The organism is Bradyrhizobium vignae (assembly GCF_900324035.1).
GTDB lineage: Bacteria > Pseudomonadota > Alphaproteobacteria > Rhizobiales > Xanthobacteraceae > Bradyrhizobium > Bradyrhizobium vignae.
Window position 1 is genome coordinate 5,949,335 of the sequence record NZ_LS398110.1, and the last position, 13,507, is coordinate 5,962,841.

14 protein-coding genes and 1 pseudogene are annotated in these 13,507 nt (G+C 63.5%); 4 read left to right on the forward strand and 11 right to left on the reverse strand.

Features of this window, described 5'->3' with window-relative positions:
• Nucleotides 1-32: 32 nt before the first annotated feature.
• Nucleotides 33-1,763 carry a cation:proton antiporter gene (locus BRAD3257_RS28945; protein ID WP_122404706.1) on the reverse strand — a complete coding sequence of 577 codons (1,731 nt, stop codon included), beginning with the start codon at nt 1,761-1,763 and terminating at the stop codon, nt 33-35.
• A 67-nt stretch (nt 1,764-1,830) separates the two neighbouring features.
• Here BRAD3257_RS28945 and BRAD3257_RS28950 point away from each other — a divergent pair, with 67 nt between their 5' ends.
• The gene (locus BRAD3257_RS28950) at nt 1,831-2,358 is read left to right on the forward strand and encodes a DUF3124 domain-containing protein (protein ID WP_162500393.1); all 528 of its coding nucleotides are present in this window, start codon (nt 1,831-1,833) and stop codon (nt 2,356-2,358) included.
• Between the two features lie 86 nt (nt 2,359-2,444).
• A complete protein-coding gene (locus BRAD3257_RS28955) occupies nt 2,445-3,677 on the forward strand; it encodes an aminotransferase-like domain-containing protein (RefSeq protein ID WP_122404708.1) in 1,233 nt (410 codons plus the stop codon).
• Between the two features lie 2 nt (nt 3,678-3,679).
• On the opposite strand, the gene BRAD3257_RS28960 is transcribed toward BRAD3257_RS28955, so the two are convergent.
• Nucleotides 3,680-3,952: a helix-turn-helix domain-containing protein gene (locus BRAD3257_RS28960; RefSeq protein WP_162500394.1), complete on the reverse strand. Its 273-nt coding sequence runs from the start codon at nt 3,950-3,952 to the stop codon at nt 3,680-3,682.
• Nucleotides 3,953-4,112: 160 nt separating this feature from the next.
• On the opposite strand from BRAD3257_RS28960, the gene BRAD3257_RS28965 reads away from it, so the two are divergent.
• Entirely contained in the window at nt 4,113-4,565 is a 453-nt protein-coding gene (locus tag BRAD3257_RS28965; RefSeq protein WP_162500395.1) for a hypothetical protein, read from the forward strand.
• Between the two features lie 42 nt (nt 4,566-4,607).
• Here the strand turns inward: BRAD3257_RS28965 and BRAD3257_RS28970 are convergent, their stop codons facing one another.
• The 5 genes from BRAD3257_RS28970 to BRAD3257_RS28990 all read right to left on the reverse strand — a co-directional run bounded on the left by BRAD3257_RS28970 (nt 4,608) and on the right by BRAD3257_RS28990 (nt 9,581).
• Nucleotides 4,608-5,426: an aldo/keto reductase gene (locus BRAD3257_RS28970; RefSeq protein ID WP_122404711.1), complete on the reverse strand. Its 819-nt coding sequence runs from the start codon at nt 5,424-5,426 to the stop codon at nt 4,608-4,610.
• Between the two features lie 144 nt (nt 5,427-5,570).
• Nucleotides 5,571-7,136, reverse strand: a complete 1,566-nt coding sequence (locus tag BRAD3257_RS28975) for an alkaline phosphatase D family protein (RefSeq protein ID WP_122404712.1) — start codon at nt 7,134-7,136, stop codon at nt 5,571-5,573.
• A gap of 113 nt (nt 7,137-7,249) precedes the next feature.
• Nucleotides 7,250-7,669: a hypothetical protein gene (locus tag BRAD3257_RS28980; RefSeq protein WP_122406810.1), complete on the reverse strand. Its 420-nt coding sequence runs from the start codon at nt 7,667-7,669 to the stop codon at nt 7,250-7,252.
• Nucleotides 7,670-7,778: 109 nt separating this feature from the next.
• Nucleotides 7,779-8,780 (reverse strand): NAD(P)H-dependent flavin oxidoreductase, encoded by a 1,002-nt coding sequence (locus BRAD3257_RS28985; protein WP_122404713.1) that lies wholly within the window; start codon nt 8,778-8,780, stop codon nt 7,779-7,781.
• 63 nt (nt 8,781-8,843) lie between these two features.
• Complete coding sequence (locus BRAD3257_RS28990) at nt 8,844-9,581, reverse strand: SDR family oxidoreductase (RefSeq protein WP_122404714.1); 738 nt, start codon at nt 9,579-9,581, stop codon at nt 8,844-8,846.
• Nucleotides 9,582-9,818: 237 nt separating this feature from the next.
• Between BRAD3257_RS28990 and BRAD3257_RS42290 the strand changes: the two are divergent.
• A pseudogene (locus tag BRAD3257_RS42290) lies at nt 9,819-9,946 on the forward strand (winged helix-turn-helix transcriptional regulator); the annotation flags it as partial.
• Here BRAD3257_RS42290 and BRAD3257_RS29000 read toward each other — a convergent pair.
• From BRAD3257_RS29000 to BRAD3257_RS29010, 4 genes are all read right to left on the reverse strand, one after another.
• Nucleotides 9,943-11,556: a DHA2 family efflux MFS transporter permease subunit gene (locus tag BRAD3257_RS29000; RefSeq protein WP_122404715.1), complete on the reverse strand. Its 1,614-nt coding sequence runs from the start codon at nt 11,554-11,556 to the stop codon at nt 9,943-9,945. The pseudogene BRAD3257_RS42290 and the gene BRAD3257_RS29000 overlap by 4 nt on opposite strands.
• Nucleotides 11,553-12,707: an HlyD family secretion protein gene (locus tag BRAD3257_RS29005; RefSeq protein WP_122406811.1), complete on the reverse strand. Its 1,155-nt coding sequence runs from the start codon at nt 12,705-12,707 to the stop codon at nt 11,553-11,555. The genes BRAD3257_RS29000 and BRAD3257_RS29005 overlap by 4 nt, the downstream gene beginning before the upstream one ends.
• A 198-nt stretch (nt 12,708-12,905) precedes the next feature.
• Nucleotides 12,906-13,064 carry a hypothetical protein gene (locus tag BRAD3257_RS40440; RefSeq protein ID WP_164936954.1) on the reverse strand — a complete coding sequence of 53 codons (159 nt, stop codon included), beginning with the start codon at nt 13,062-13,064 and terminating at the stop codon, nt 12,906-12,908.
• A gap of 21 nt (nt 13,065-13,085) precedes the next feature.
• A complete protein-coding gene (locus BRAD3257_RS29010; RefSeq protein WP_122404716.1) occupies nt 13,086-13,460 on the reverse strand; it encodes a PRC-barrel domain-containing protein in 375 nt (124 codons plus the stop codon).
• Nucleotides 13,461-13,507 lie beyond the last annotated feature (47 nt).

Below are 13,507 nucleotides of genomic sequence, written 5' to 3' on the forward strand. Positions count from 1 at the left end.
AGATTGCCCGCAAGGAAGCCGGCCGGACGCCGTCAGGGCAGCACCTCGCGGCGCTCGCCGAGCCGCTGGTCGAGTTCGGCGCGCTTGTCCTCGAGCAAACCAGCCTGGGCGGCTTCGATCACGGTAAACAGCTCATGTGCATCGCTGAGCCGGGTCACCGTGACGTAGCTGGCACCGGCCTCGTAGAGAGCACCGACGTCGGCCAACAGGTCGGCCGTGGCCACGATCAGGGCGGTCGGATTGAGCGCGCGGACGTGGCGGACCAGCTTCTCGTTGGTAGCGCCCTTCAGCAGCGAATCCGGCACGCTGAGGATGATCATCTCGGACTTGCCAATGCCGGCGTGAATCAGCGTATCGACATTGCTGATGTCGCCATAGATCACGTGCAAACCGCGCGAGAGCAGGGTCTGGTACACATTGGGGTTGAAATCGACGACGGTGATCTGCTCGAGCAGCACCGGCGTCTGCCGCTCGATCTCCGCTAGAAGCGCGCTCGCCGCACGGAAAAAGCCGAGGATGACGATGCGGCGAGCCTCGCCGTGGCCGCCCCCGTGTCCCTCCTCGGCATGGCCGTCGCCATGATCGAGATCGCGCAGGCCGACCCGCTTCAAGGGCCCGATCGCCCAACGGGTGATCTCGTCGCTGCGGGTCATCACGAAGGTCGAGAGCACCGCCAGCACCACGAAGGCGAAGGAGGCGGCATTCGCCGTCTCGGCTGCGATGTGATGGTCGGTGACGCCGGTCTGGATCACCACCAGCGAGAATTCCGAGATCTGCGCGAGGTTGAGCGCGGGCAACAGGCTGGCGCGCAGGCCCTGCTTCATCAGGTAGAGCGGCGTGAACGTCGTGACGAGGCGGCTCGCCACCGTGAACGCCGCGATCATCAAGGCAAGGCCGATCACAGAGAGGCCGGGCACGGGAATGGTCATGCCGAGCGCGACGAAGAACAGCGTGATGAAGAAGTCGCGCAGTGTGGTGACCTTGGCGGTGACGTCGAGCGCGTAAGGGAAGGTCGAGAGCGAGACGCCGGCGATCAGCGCGCCCATCTCGCGCGACAGCGAGAGCCGCTCGGCGGTCTCGGCGACGAGGAAGCACCACGCGAGCGCACCGAGCAGGATCAGCTCGGGCCGCCGGGCAATCTGATGGAACAGGCGCGGCAGCACATAGCGGCTGACCAGCAGCGCGGCCGCGACCAGCACCGCGACGCGGCCGATCGAGAGCAGGATGACGCTGACCTGCAGATTGGCCAGGCTCGGCTGCACCGCCAGGAACAGGATGGCGAAGATGTCCTGGAGCACCAGGATGCCGAGGGTGATCCGACCCGGCAGCGTATCGAGCTCGCGCTTTTCGTAGAGCACCTTGACGATGATGACGGTGCTCGATAGGGCGCAGGCGACGCAGAGATAGACCGCATCGAAATGCCCGCCGCCGAGCGACAGGCCGATGCCGACGAAGAACAGAACCCCGAGCAAACAGCCGCCGAGGAGCTGCCCGCCCGCCGCGAACAGGATCACCTTGCCCGCCCGCACGATCTTCTTCAGGTCGATCTCGAGCCCAATCATGAACAGCATGAAGATCAGGCCAAGCTCGGAGATGACGCTGATCGATTCCTGCGACTTGACCCAGCCGGCGCCGAATGGACCTATGCAAAAGCCGGCGATAAGGTAGGCCAGGATCAAGGGTTGTCGGGAGAAATGGGCGAGCAGACCCAGCATCCAGGCAAACAGGATACAGAGAGTGATGTCGCGAATGAGCTCGTGCATGCCAAATTGGTCCGTTTTGCCGCACCCTAGAGACGGGTTGCGGCGCGACAAGCGAGCAATTCGTCACATGCGGAATGGGATCGTCGCAGCCATGCTGCTAGTTCCCCTCGCCTTTGCCGTGCCCGCCGCCGCGCAATCCAAGGTCAATATCGAACAAAACTTTGCCGATTCGCTCATCCCGCTGCCGAAGGAGGACCTCGCCGTCTCCGGCGGATTCTACGTGCCCGCCTATTCCAGCGTCGCGATGAGCCAGGGCAAGCTGCGCGTCGACTTCTCGGTGACATTGAGCGTGCACAACGCCTCCGAGACCCAGCCGCTGGTCATCAAACGCATCGCCTATTTCGACACCGCAGGCAAGCAGGTCGAGAGCTATCTGAAGACGCCGGTGGCGTTGAGGCCGCTCGCCACCGTCTCGATCTTCATTCCGACCGACGACGTGCGCGGCGGGACCGGAGCCAATTTTCTCGTCGACTGGGCCGCCACGGGCGAGATCGCCGAGCCGGTGGTCGAAGCGCTGATGGTTGGCGGTATCGCCAACGCGCATTACGCTTTCATCAGCCAAGGCCGTCCGACCAGGACGGCCACAAAGAAGTGAGGCCGCCCGACCAGGACGGCCGGCAAGAAGTAAGGCGGCCGGTGCAAAGCCCGACGCTCAACAACAACAAAACGAGGAATGCTCCCATGACGTCCAGCTTCGATTTCGCGCCCCTGTTTCCCGCAGGGCTGCCGGCCCCTTCTGCGCGCTGGACGGGCCTTGCCAAATACAACTTCGTCGGCGGCAACAACGATTCCGAACAGGTGCCGCTCGACGAGCTGATCGAGGCGACCAACACGGCGCTGCGGCGCGAGGGCCGCTCGCTCGCCACTTACGGGCTGGCGCATGGTCCGCAGGGCTACCTTCCCTTGCGCGAATTCCTGGTGACGAAGCTCGAGCGCGATGCCGGCATCAGCTGTACCGTCGACGATCTCCTGATCGTATCCGGCTCGCTCCAGGCACTCGATCTCGTCAACGCGACGCTGCTGGCGCGCGGCGATACCGTGATTTTCGAGCAAGAGAGCTATCAGGGCTCACTGACCCGCCTGGCGCGGCTCGGTGTCAAAGTGGTCGGCATTCCCCTCGACAAGGACGGCATGCGCATGGACGTGCTGGCGACGACGCTGGCCGACCTGAAGAGCCGCGGCATCCGCCCAAAATACATCTACACCATTCCGACGGTGCAGAACCCGACCGGCAGCATCATGCCCGAGAGCCGGCGTGCCGAACTGGTGCGGCTCGCGACCGAATACAGCGTGCCCATCTTCGAGGACGATTGTTATGCCGACCTCGTCTGGTCGGGGCAGCGGCCGCCCGCCATCTACGCGATGAGCCCGAACGGCGGCGTGATCCATATCGGCTCGTTCTCCAAGTCGATCGCGCCGGCGCTGCGCGTCGGCTTCGTCGTGGCGCCCTGGGAGGTGATGTCGCGGATGCTGGCGCTGAAGACGGATGCGGGCTCCGGTGCACTGGAGCAGATGGTGCTCGCGACTTATTGCAAACCGCATTTCGCAAGCCATGTCCCGGCCCTGACCAAGGCGCTGCGCACCAAGCTCGACACGCTGATGGAAGCGCTCGACGAACAGTTCGGGACGGCTGCCGAATTCGATGAGCCGAAGGGCGGCATCTTCCTCTGGGTGAAGCTACCCGATCAGGTCGATACGCTGAGACTTTATCAGGCCGCGCTCGCCGCCGGCGTCTCGATCAATCCGGGGCCGGAATGGTCGACCAGCAAGGAACATTCCAGCTCGCGGCTGCGGCTGTGCTTTGCCAGCCCCACGCATCAGCAGATCCGCGATGGCGTCGCGGTGCTGGCCGAAGTCTGCCGCAAGGAATTCGGCGTGCCCGCCCGGAGCGCCAATGTGGAGACGCGAGCCTGATATCAGGCCGCCTGGGGCTGGCTGCCGTGGATCGCGGAGGCCAGCCGCAGCAACAAGACGATGGAGACGTTGCCCTTACCGGCCTCGATCTGGGCGATGTAGCGCTCGGAAATCCCGGAGCGGCGGGCAAGCTCCCGGCGCGACAGGTCGCAGCGCATGCGCGAGGACCGTAAACGATCGCCCAGCTCGGTCAGAAACGCGGCCTCGGAATAAGGCGGTACGGCGCAACTCCCCGGCAGCATTTGGCCCGCAAAATCCATCACTTGATTCAGCATTGGTCTGTCCACGTTCGCCTTCGGGAAATGCAATCTTACCCTCGAAACGCCCAGCTTCATTGACGCGGATCAAATTCGCGAGCGATCGGCGGCTGACGTTGGAACGGCCGCGAGCGTGATGCTACACTTTGGAATTCTTCGAGGCGGGGTCTTTCAGGACATGATGCGTTGTTTTGGCTGCTGGATCGCGGCTGCGGTGCTGTGGGTCGCGTTCACCTCCATGGCCGGCGCCGAGACGCTGGCTGCGACCGTGGAGCAATGGGGCCTGTTCGGCTCGTGGGCGGTCGACTGCGCGGCCCAGCCCGACCGCGACAGGGGCGCGTTCCTGACTTACGAAATCCGGAAAGACGGCCGGGTGATGTACCGCCGCGATTTCGGCGAGGCCAGGGACGAAAACGAAGTGGTGTCCGCCACAGTGAACGCCGAGGGCCTGCTCAATGTGATGGTGTACTTCCCATCGTTGCACCAGACGCGTGAATTCGGACTCCTGTTGCAGAAGGACGGCAGCCTGCGCGCGATCTACAATCGCAGCGAGCGCGGCGAGTATACGATCAGGGACGGCAAGTACGTCACCACCGGCGCGCCAACGCCGGCGCAGCAGCGCTGCGATTAGCTGTCATTCCCTTTCCCACAAGGGGAAAGGGAGAACGCCGGCCTAATCCCATGCCGGCGCGAAGCCGGGATTGACGCAGCGCTTGTCCTTCGTCAGCCCAGCGATCTTCTTGCGATCGGCATCGTCGAGCGTGATATTCAACGCATCGAGATTGGCCTGCTGGCTCTCGCGGCGCGAGGCCTTCGGGATCGCGGCAACGCCGTCCTGGTCGAGCAGCCATTTCAACGCGACCTGCGCGGCGGTCGCGTCGTGCCTGGCGCCGATTTCGGCCAGCACCGGATCGGTCGCGAAACGTCCTTGCGCCAGCGGACAATAGGCAACCAGCGGGATCGACTTGGCCCGGAGATAGGCCAGCAGCTTCGATTGATCGAGCATGGCGTGATATTCGACCTGATTGCAGGCGATCGGTGCCTTGATCTCCTCGACCGCGACCTTGAGCAGCGCAGTGGTGAAATTGGCAACGCCGATGGCCCGCGTGCGTCCCTCCTCCTTCAGCTTCATCAGGGTCTCGAACACCGCGCCCCAGTTCGCAGCCCCCGACGGCCAATGCACGAGATAGAGATCGACATGGTCGAGCCGGAGCTTTTGCAGGCTGGCGTCGAAAGCGCGGCGGATCGCGTCCGGGGCGAGGTTCTCATGCCAGACTTTTGTGGTGACGTGCAGCTCGCCGCGCGGCACGCGGGACGATGCGATGGCAGAGCCGATCGGCTCCTCATTGGCATACATCTCGGCCGTATCGATGTGGCGATAGCCGAGCGCAAGCGCGCTCTCGACCGCGGCGCGGCAGGCATCGCCCTGCATGCGGAAGGTGCCGAGGCCGAGCTTGGGCATGCTGATGCCCTGTGTTTTCAGATGATCCATGAAACAGGCTCCTGATATTTCAGCCCACCGGATGCGCGCGGCGACGCCGCGTGAGCAGACTTTTCGGTGATGGAAGAGAAGTGGCGGGAAGCCTCACTCTAGCGCGGGAGGAGCGCGGCGGCCAATCAAGATCGGGTTAGCAGCCTACGAATGCTGCGCCACTACGGACCGAGGCACCTGCGGCTGCGGCACGATGTCGACCGACCAGAGGTCGCGGTTGTCGACGTCCTTCAGGGTCACCCTCATCACACCGGTCGCACCATCGATGCCGATACGGCCGAAGAACTGCAGGCCGAAGCACGGGGCCAGATTGTCGCCCTGCGCGGGGCTACAGCCACGCTGGTACATCGCGACTGGGCCAAAGGTGTCGTCGAGTTCGCCAGGCCCCCAGGTGCCGGCATGCAGCGGGCCGGAGACGAACTCCCAAAATGGGTCGAAATCCTGAAATTGGGCCTTGTTCGGATCGTAGTAGTGCGCGGCGGTGTAGTGCATGTCGGCAGTGAGCCAGACGATGTTGCGGATGCCGGCGCGCTTGATGGAGGAGAGCAGATCGGCGATCTCGTGCTCGCGCCGGTCGGGCGGCCCATCGCCGAGCGCAATGGCATCCAGGCTGATCAGGCCGATCGGCAGATCGGCCGCGATCACTTTCCAGGTCGCGCGCGAGGCAGCGAGCTCGCGCTTCAGCCAGGCGAGCTGCTCGGCGCCGAGGATCCAGCCGCGGTGATCATCGCTCTTGTTCCAGCTCTCATCGCGGTAGCTGCGCATGTCGATCATGAAGACATCCAGCAGCGGGCCGTAGGCGATCTTGCGATAGACGCGTCCTTTTCGCGCGCCGATGTCGCGGATCGGCATGAATTCGAAAAAGGCGCGGCGCGCACGCGCGACCAGGCGGGGCGTGCCGTCATTCTCATAGCCGGCCTCGTCATAACTGCCGATCGGTGACCAGTCATTGGTCACCTCGTGATCGTCCCATTGCGCGAACATCGGCACCTCCGCGTGAAAGGCGCGGAAGTGCTCGTCGAGATGGTTGTATCTGTAGTTGCCGCGGAACTGCGCCAGCGTGTGCGCGACCTCGGATTTCTCCTCGGTGACGATGTTGCGCCATGTCTCGCCGTTCGGCAGCTTTTGTTCGGCGGGAATCGCGCAATCTGCGTAGATGTGATCGCCGGAGTGAATGAAGAAATCCGGACGGTTATCGAGCATGGTCCGATAGCTGCGATAGCCCCCGCGGGAGACGTCGATGCCCCAGCCCTGCCCCGCCGTGTCGCCGGACCACAGGAACGAGATCGACTGGCCAGCTGCCGGCGCGGTACGGAAATGACCGACGCGGCTTTCGCCGGCAAGACCGGTGGCAATGTCGTCGAAGCGGACACGGTAGAAGATGTCCTGCCCGAGAGGCAGATCGTTCAGCAGTAGTTTTGAGGTGAGATCGGCGTCGGGCAGTGCATCGCCCGACGCTGACGCGATGATCGTTTTGAAACTTTCGACGGTCGAGCATTCCACCTGCATCCGAGCAGGCCGGTCGGCGCGCGCCCAAATCACGGCGGAGACGTCGGAGATGTCGCCGGACTGGATGCCGCCTGCGATCTGCGGGCGATCAGCGGCGCGGCTCAGGTGGGGCTTCGCAAGGGAGGCGATGGTGAGGCTGGAGACGGAGCGGACCAGGAACTGCCGCCGGGTCCATGCGCGCGAGCCGCGGAGCGTTGCCATTCAGGAGACCTTCGTCGAATCGCGACGGAAGGTGCCTGCGCTCCTTGACTCCCAGCTTACGGTTTCTTGACGCCGCGCCTACGGTTTTACGACACTGTCGTGACGCCTGTGAGCTAGCGCTTCCAGTTGCAGATGCCACCGGAGCGACAGGGCCAGGTCTGAATGCGCGTGTCCATCGCCTGTGCATCGAGCGGATTGCTACGGCGATGCGACAGCTTGGTGCGTGCTGCGCCACGCGGCTGGTTGCTCTTCGCGTGCGCGACCTCCGGCGCGGCCACACGGACCCGTTCAGCGGCGACCTTCTTCGGCACGTCGATGGGCTCGGCGCGCGCCTGCGCCTCGTTGCCGCCGCGCGCTTCGAGCGCGACGGGTGCGAAGTGCGTCTCCGGCCCAAGACGCTTCGGCGACAGCACGGACTTGGAGAGATCGAGGCCGAGATATTCGTCGGGCTTGTAGTCGTCAGCGCGCGCGATACCGCTCCCTGCGACCCCGAGGGCAAAGGCAATTGCGAAGGGAACGCTTTTCAGGACCACGGACGCCTCCTGAAATTGATTCATTAAAGGGGTAATTTACCCCTTATTTAGGAGGCGTCGCGCGCAATTCCAGCGGCCAAATGCGGCCGTGGTTAAGAAGTTTGACATGTCAGGCGACCTTTCGCGTCGCTTCCGTTCCGTCCAGGAACCCCATCAGGCGGCTGCGGATGATGGTTTCCGCCTCGCCCATGATGCGATCAACGAGCTCCTTGCAGGATGGGATGTCGTGGATCAGGCCCGCGACCATGCCGCAGCTCCAGGCACCGGCATCCATCTGGCCGTCCAGCATGATCCTGGGATACACGCCCGCGACCTGCTCGTGGATATCGCCGATCGTGAGCTTGTCGCCCTTCTCGCGCTCGATCTCGAGCAGGCGGTCGACATTGGCGTTCTTGAGAACGCGCTCGGTATTGCGCAGCGCCCGCATGATCAGGCGGGTGTCGAGCTCGGTGGCAGCGACCAGCGCGTTCTTGACGTTCTGATGCACCGGCGCCTCCTTGGTGGCGATGAAGCGCGTGCCCATGTTCATGCCCGCCGCACCCAGCGACAGCGCCGCGACCAGGCTGCGTCCATCGGCCATGCCGCCGGAGGCGACGAAGGGGATCTTCAACTCCTCGGCCGCGCGCGGCAGCAGGATCATGTTGGGAATGTCGTCCTCGCCCGGATGTCCGCCACATTCAAAACCGTCGACGCTGACGGCGTCGCAGCCGATGCGCTCCGCCTTCAACGAGTGGCGCACCGACGTGCATTTGTGAATGACCTTGATGCCGGCGGCCTTCAGCGCCGGCATGTAGGCTTCCGGGCTGCGGCCTGCTGTCTCCACCGCCTTGATGCCACCTTCGACGATGGCGGCAATGTATTCGGGATAGGGCGGCGCCGAGAAGGTCGGCAGGAAGGTGAGGTTCACACCAAACGGCTTGTCGGTCATGTCGCGGCAGCGCGCGATCTCCTTCGCGAGCAATTCCGGCGTCTTCTGCGTGAGACCGGTGATGATGCCGAGCCCGCCGGCATTGGAGACGGCAGCAGCCAGCTCGGCAAAGCCGACGAAATGCATGCCGCCCTGAATGATGGGGTGCTCGATGCCGAATAGTTCGGTGATCGCGGTCTTCACTTAGCTACCTCCCGGAAATTTGCTTGATGTTGAGATCAGTCTAGCCGGACTTTTGCGCCGCGGTCACCATTTCTCTCCGAACGGGCGGATCTCCATCTCGAAGGTCCAGGCACTCTTCGGCTGCTGATAAAGCTGCCAATAGGCATTGGCGACCGACGACGGCGGCATCAGCAGATCGGGATTATCAAGCGCATTCGGCCCGAGCGCTTCGAGCCGGCGCTGACGCACCCATTCCGTATCGACCCCGGAATCGATGATGAGATGAGCGACGTGGATATTCTTCGGCCCGAGCTCGCGCGCCATCGCCTGTGCCACCGCGCGCAGGCCGAACTTGGCGCTGGCAAAGGCGGCAAAGCCGCTGCCGCCGCGTAAGGAGGCCGTGGCACCAGTAAAGAAGATATTGCCGCCGCCGCGCGGCAGCATCAGCCGCGCCGCCTCTCGTCCTGCAAGGAAACCGGAATAGCAGGCCATCTCCCACACTTTCCGGAACACGCGCTCGGTGGTGTCGAGGATCGGGAAATTGACGTTGGCACCGACATTGAAAATGCAGACCTCCAGCGGCGCGTGCTTGTCGGCGTCATTGAGGAAGGCGATGACTTCGTCCTCCTTCCGTGCATCGAGCGAGCGCGCGTGGATCTCGCCACCTGCGGCCTCGATGTCTTTCACTAGCGGCGCGAGCTTGTCGCCGTTGCGGCGGCCGGCGAAGATCGAGAACCCTTCGGCGGCAAACTTCTTGGCGATCTCGGAGCCGATGAAATCGCCGGCCCCGATGACGGCCGCAGTGGCGTTTCGCTTGGACAAGATCGCCTCCTCCGGTGAGCCGCACTATGGGCGTGCGGTGTGCAATGTGCCGGAGGCTATAGTTCTAAAATAGAAGTGGCAACCGAATGCCAAGTTTACGTGAAAGTATCCCTGACGGCTCAAGTTGGTTCCTTTTTTCAGACTGACTACTTGCGAGAACCGCATCATGAAATGGGACACGCTGGACGAAGAGCCCGGCTCGCTCTCCCGCACCGTCGCCGTGGTCGGCGACCGCTGGACAAGAGCTGCGGCAAGCTGTTCGATCCCGTGATGGTGTGCTCGGAATGCGCGAGGTGCTGCATGCCAAGCAGGTGCACGTGCATGCGGGGCCAGGGCGGAGGGAAGCAGGTCTTGGAACGACCTAGTGCCCTCGCACTGGCGCCCTCAGATCGATCGGGCGCAACACCGCCGCCGTGGGAATCATCAGTACAGCGACGATCGCGAGCGTCCAGAACACGTCGATATAGGCGAGCAGATCGACCTGCTGCTGCAAGGTGCGCCCGACCCAGGCGATCGCCTGTGACGCCGCATCGCTCGCATTGGAGCCCTGGGCCTGGAAGTAGCGCGTCATTGCGTCGATGGTCTGCTGATAGCCGAGATCCGAGGGCGCGGCGTGCTCGATCAGGCGGCTCTGATGGAATTGCTGGCGCTGAGCCAGGAGCGTCTGCGCCAGCGCAACCCCCATCGAGCCGCCGATATTGCGCGCGACATTGATTAGGGCGGAGGCCTGGTTGGTCTTCTCGGGTGGCAAGCCGTCATAGGATGCCGTCGTCACCGGAAGGAACAGGAACGGAAGAGCGACCGCGAGATAGATTCGCGCCAACGCGGCATAGCCGTAGGTGATCTCCCCGGTAAGCCCGGTCAGATGCCACATGGAAAGTGCGGCAGTCGCAGCGCCGAACATGATCAGATATTTGGGCTGCACTATCGTGACTAGTCGTCCCGCCACCGGCATCAACATCATCGTCACGACGCCGCTCGGCGACAGCACCAATCCTGCAAGCATGGCGGTATAGCCTAGCTCCGTCTGCAAAAGCTGCGGCAATAGCTGCGTCGTTGAGATCAGCACCGCAAATGTGCCGAGCATGACCAGGAAACAGGACCCGAACTGGCGCCTGCCGATCAGGCGGATGTCGACGATCGGGTCATCCCGCATCAACTCCCATGGGATCAATGCGACCAGGCAGAAGGCGGCAAGAAGTGCAAAGAACAGGATCATGTTCGATCCAAACCAATCATTGCGCTGACCTTCGTCAAGCACGAATTCGAGCGCGCCGAGCCCGATCGCGACCAGCAGGAAGCCGATGTAGTCGACGCGCAGGCCTCTGCTCAGCAGCTCCGCCCTCTCCTCTTCCGCGCCCGACGGCTCCTTGACCAGCGTGCCGACGAGGAACAGCGAGATCAGACCCATCGGCACGTTGATCAGGAACACCCAATGCCAGGAATAGGTGTCGGTGATCCAGCCGCCGAGCGTCGGGCCGATCACTGGGGCGACCACGACGGCGACGCCATAGATCGCAAACGCCTGGCCGCGTTTTTGCGGCGGAAACGAGTCGGCAAGGATCGCCTGCTCGCTGGTGGCCATGCCGCCGCCGGCGAGGCCTTGAAGGATGCGAAACAGCACCAGCGACTGCAAACTCCAGGCAAGTCCGCACAACAGCGAGGCCACCGAGAAGGTCGCGACGCAGATCATGTAGAAGCGCTTGCGCCCCATCACGGTCGACAGCCAACCCGAGATTGAGAGCACGACGGCATTGGCAACGAGATAGCTGGTGATGACATAGGTGCTCTCGTCGATCCCGACCGCGAGGCCGCCGGCGATGTGGCGCAATGCGACGTTGGCGATGGTGGTGTCAAGCACCTCCATGAAGGTCGCGATCGAGACCACGAAGGCGATCAGATAGGGATTGTGCCCACCGGCCGCCGAGCGCTCCGGCGACCAGCCGGCGGTCCCGACTTGCGTAACATCCGTCATCGCACCCTGGTCCAGGGCACGACCGACATGCCGGGACCAACGGGCAGATCGGCCGGCCAGTTGTCGACCACGATCTTCACAGGCACGCGCTGCACCACCTTGACGTAATTGCCGGTGGCGTTCTCCGCCGGCAGCAGGCTGAACGCGGTGCCCGAGCCCGGTTGCACGGAATCGACGTGGCCGGTCAGCTTGCGGCCGGGATAGGCGTCGATGCGGATCTCGACCGGCTGGCCCGGACGCATGTCGTTGAGCTGCGTCTCCTTGTAGTTGGCGACGACCCAGACCTCGTCGGGCACGAACATCATCAGGCTCTGGCCGGCCGTGACGAATGTGCCCTTGGCGCCCGATAGCTTCACCACGCGGCCGGACTGGGCCGCGACGACGCTGGTGTATTGCAGATTCAGCTTCGCCTGATCGAGCTGCGCCTGCGACTGTTCGAGCTGCGCCTTGGCGCCTTCGAGCTGGGCCTGCAGCGTCTTGATTCCGACCTGCGCAGTCGTTACCGCGGTCTTGGCGCGCTCGGTGTTGGCCTGCTGCGCCTGAAGGTCTGAGCGGGTCTGCTGCTGGCGCTGCACGGTGCCGGCCCCCTTCTCGACGAGATCTTCTGCGCGGTTGAACTCCTCTTGCGCGAACTGGAGCTGGGCCTGCGCCTGCTCGAGCTGCGCCTGGGCCTGCTTGATCTGCTCCTCCTGGGAGACGATCTGCGCCTCGACGTTGGCGATGTTTGCCTTGGAGACTTCAACCTGCGCAATGGCCTGATCGACCGCGATCCGGTAGTCGCGATCGTCGATCTTCGCCAGCAGATCGCCGCCATTGACATGCTGGTTGTCGGTGACCGGCACGTCGATCACGTAGCCGCCGACCTTCGAGGCCACGGAAAAGCTGCGCGCCGCGACGAAGGCGTCGTCGGTGGACTCGTAGTGGCGGACCTCGAGCCAATAGAGCAGACCGCCGACCAGGGCCGCGACCAGCACGACGGTGCCGACGGTCGCCAGCAGCCAGTGCTCACGAAGCCGCTCGCGCAGCGACGGTGTCTTCGCCGGCTTCTGGCCGTCGGCGTCGCGGGACTGATCGGGGGAGGCTTTTGGCGCTTCGTTCGCCCTCTGCGGCTGCTCCGCGAACGGATCACGCTGCCGTGTCTGAGCATCCACGATGAACACCTTTCTTTCGGACTAAACCGGCGGGAGAGCAGAGAAGAGCAGCTCGCGCACCGCGAGCTCAACCGCAGCGCCGAGGCATGGTTCCGGCTTTGAAGAAGCTCATCACCATTCGTGATTGCACCGCTCAAAACACAAGCGCGGCACTCTCCGCGCCGCGCTTGCCTGAAGTGTCAATGTGGCGCACTCGGCTCAGTGCGTCTTGGTCTTGTGCCACTTCTCGAGATCGGGCTTCACATCGTCGGAGCCCTGCTCCTTCTCGGGATTGCCCTTCCAGGGCTTGTCCGTCTGCCGGTGCGAGCCCCAGTCGTTCTGCTGCCGGGGATCGTCATTGGGCCGTTCCTTGCTCATCGATCTCCCTTTCCTCAAATCTCAAACGAAGGGAACGCCATAGTAGGAGTTGATGCCGCGTACCGCGGCGTCGTCACTCCAGTTCCAATCGCTTCGCGCGCCGTATTTCGGCGCCCCCTCCAACTCCTTGGTGGTGATGCCGGTGACATAACCGCCAAGCTCGGTGTCGTACTTCAACGACTGCCAAGGCAATGGGTAATGGTCGTTGCCGAGTCCCAGGAATCCACCAAAGCCGAGCACGGCGTATGACACCTGGCCACTGATCTTGTCGATCATCACGCGTTCGATTGAACCGATGCGGTTGCGATCGGCGCCATAGACCGATGTTCCCTCGACCTTGTCACTGCCGATCAAACGGCCCGTCTCACTGCGCTCCAGTTCGTTTTGGTTCAGCATCGAAAATTCTCCACTCAGCCACGTGCAAAACCAACCGGAGAGGCACG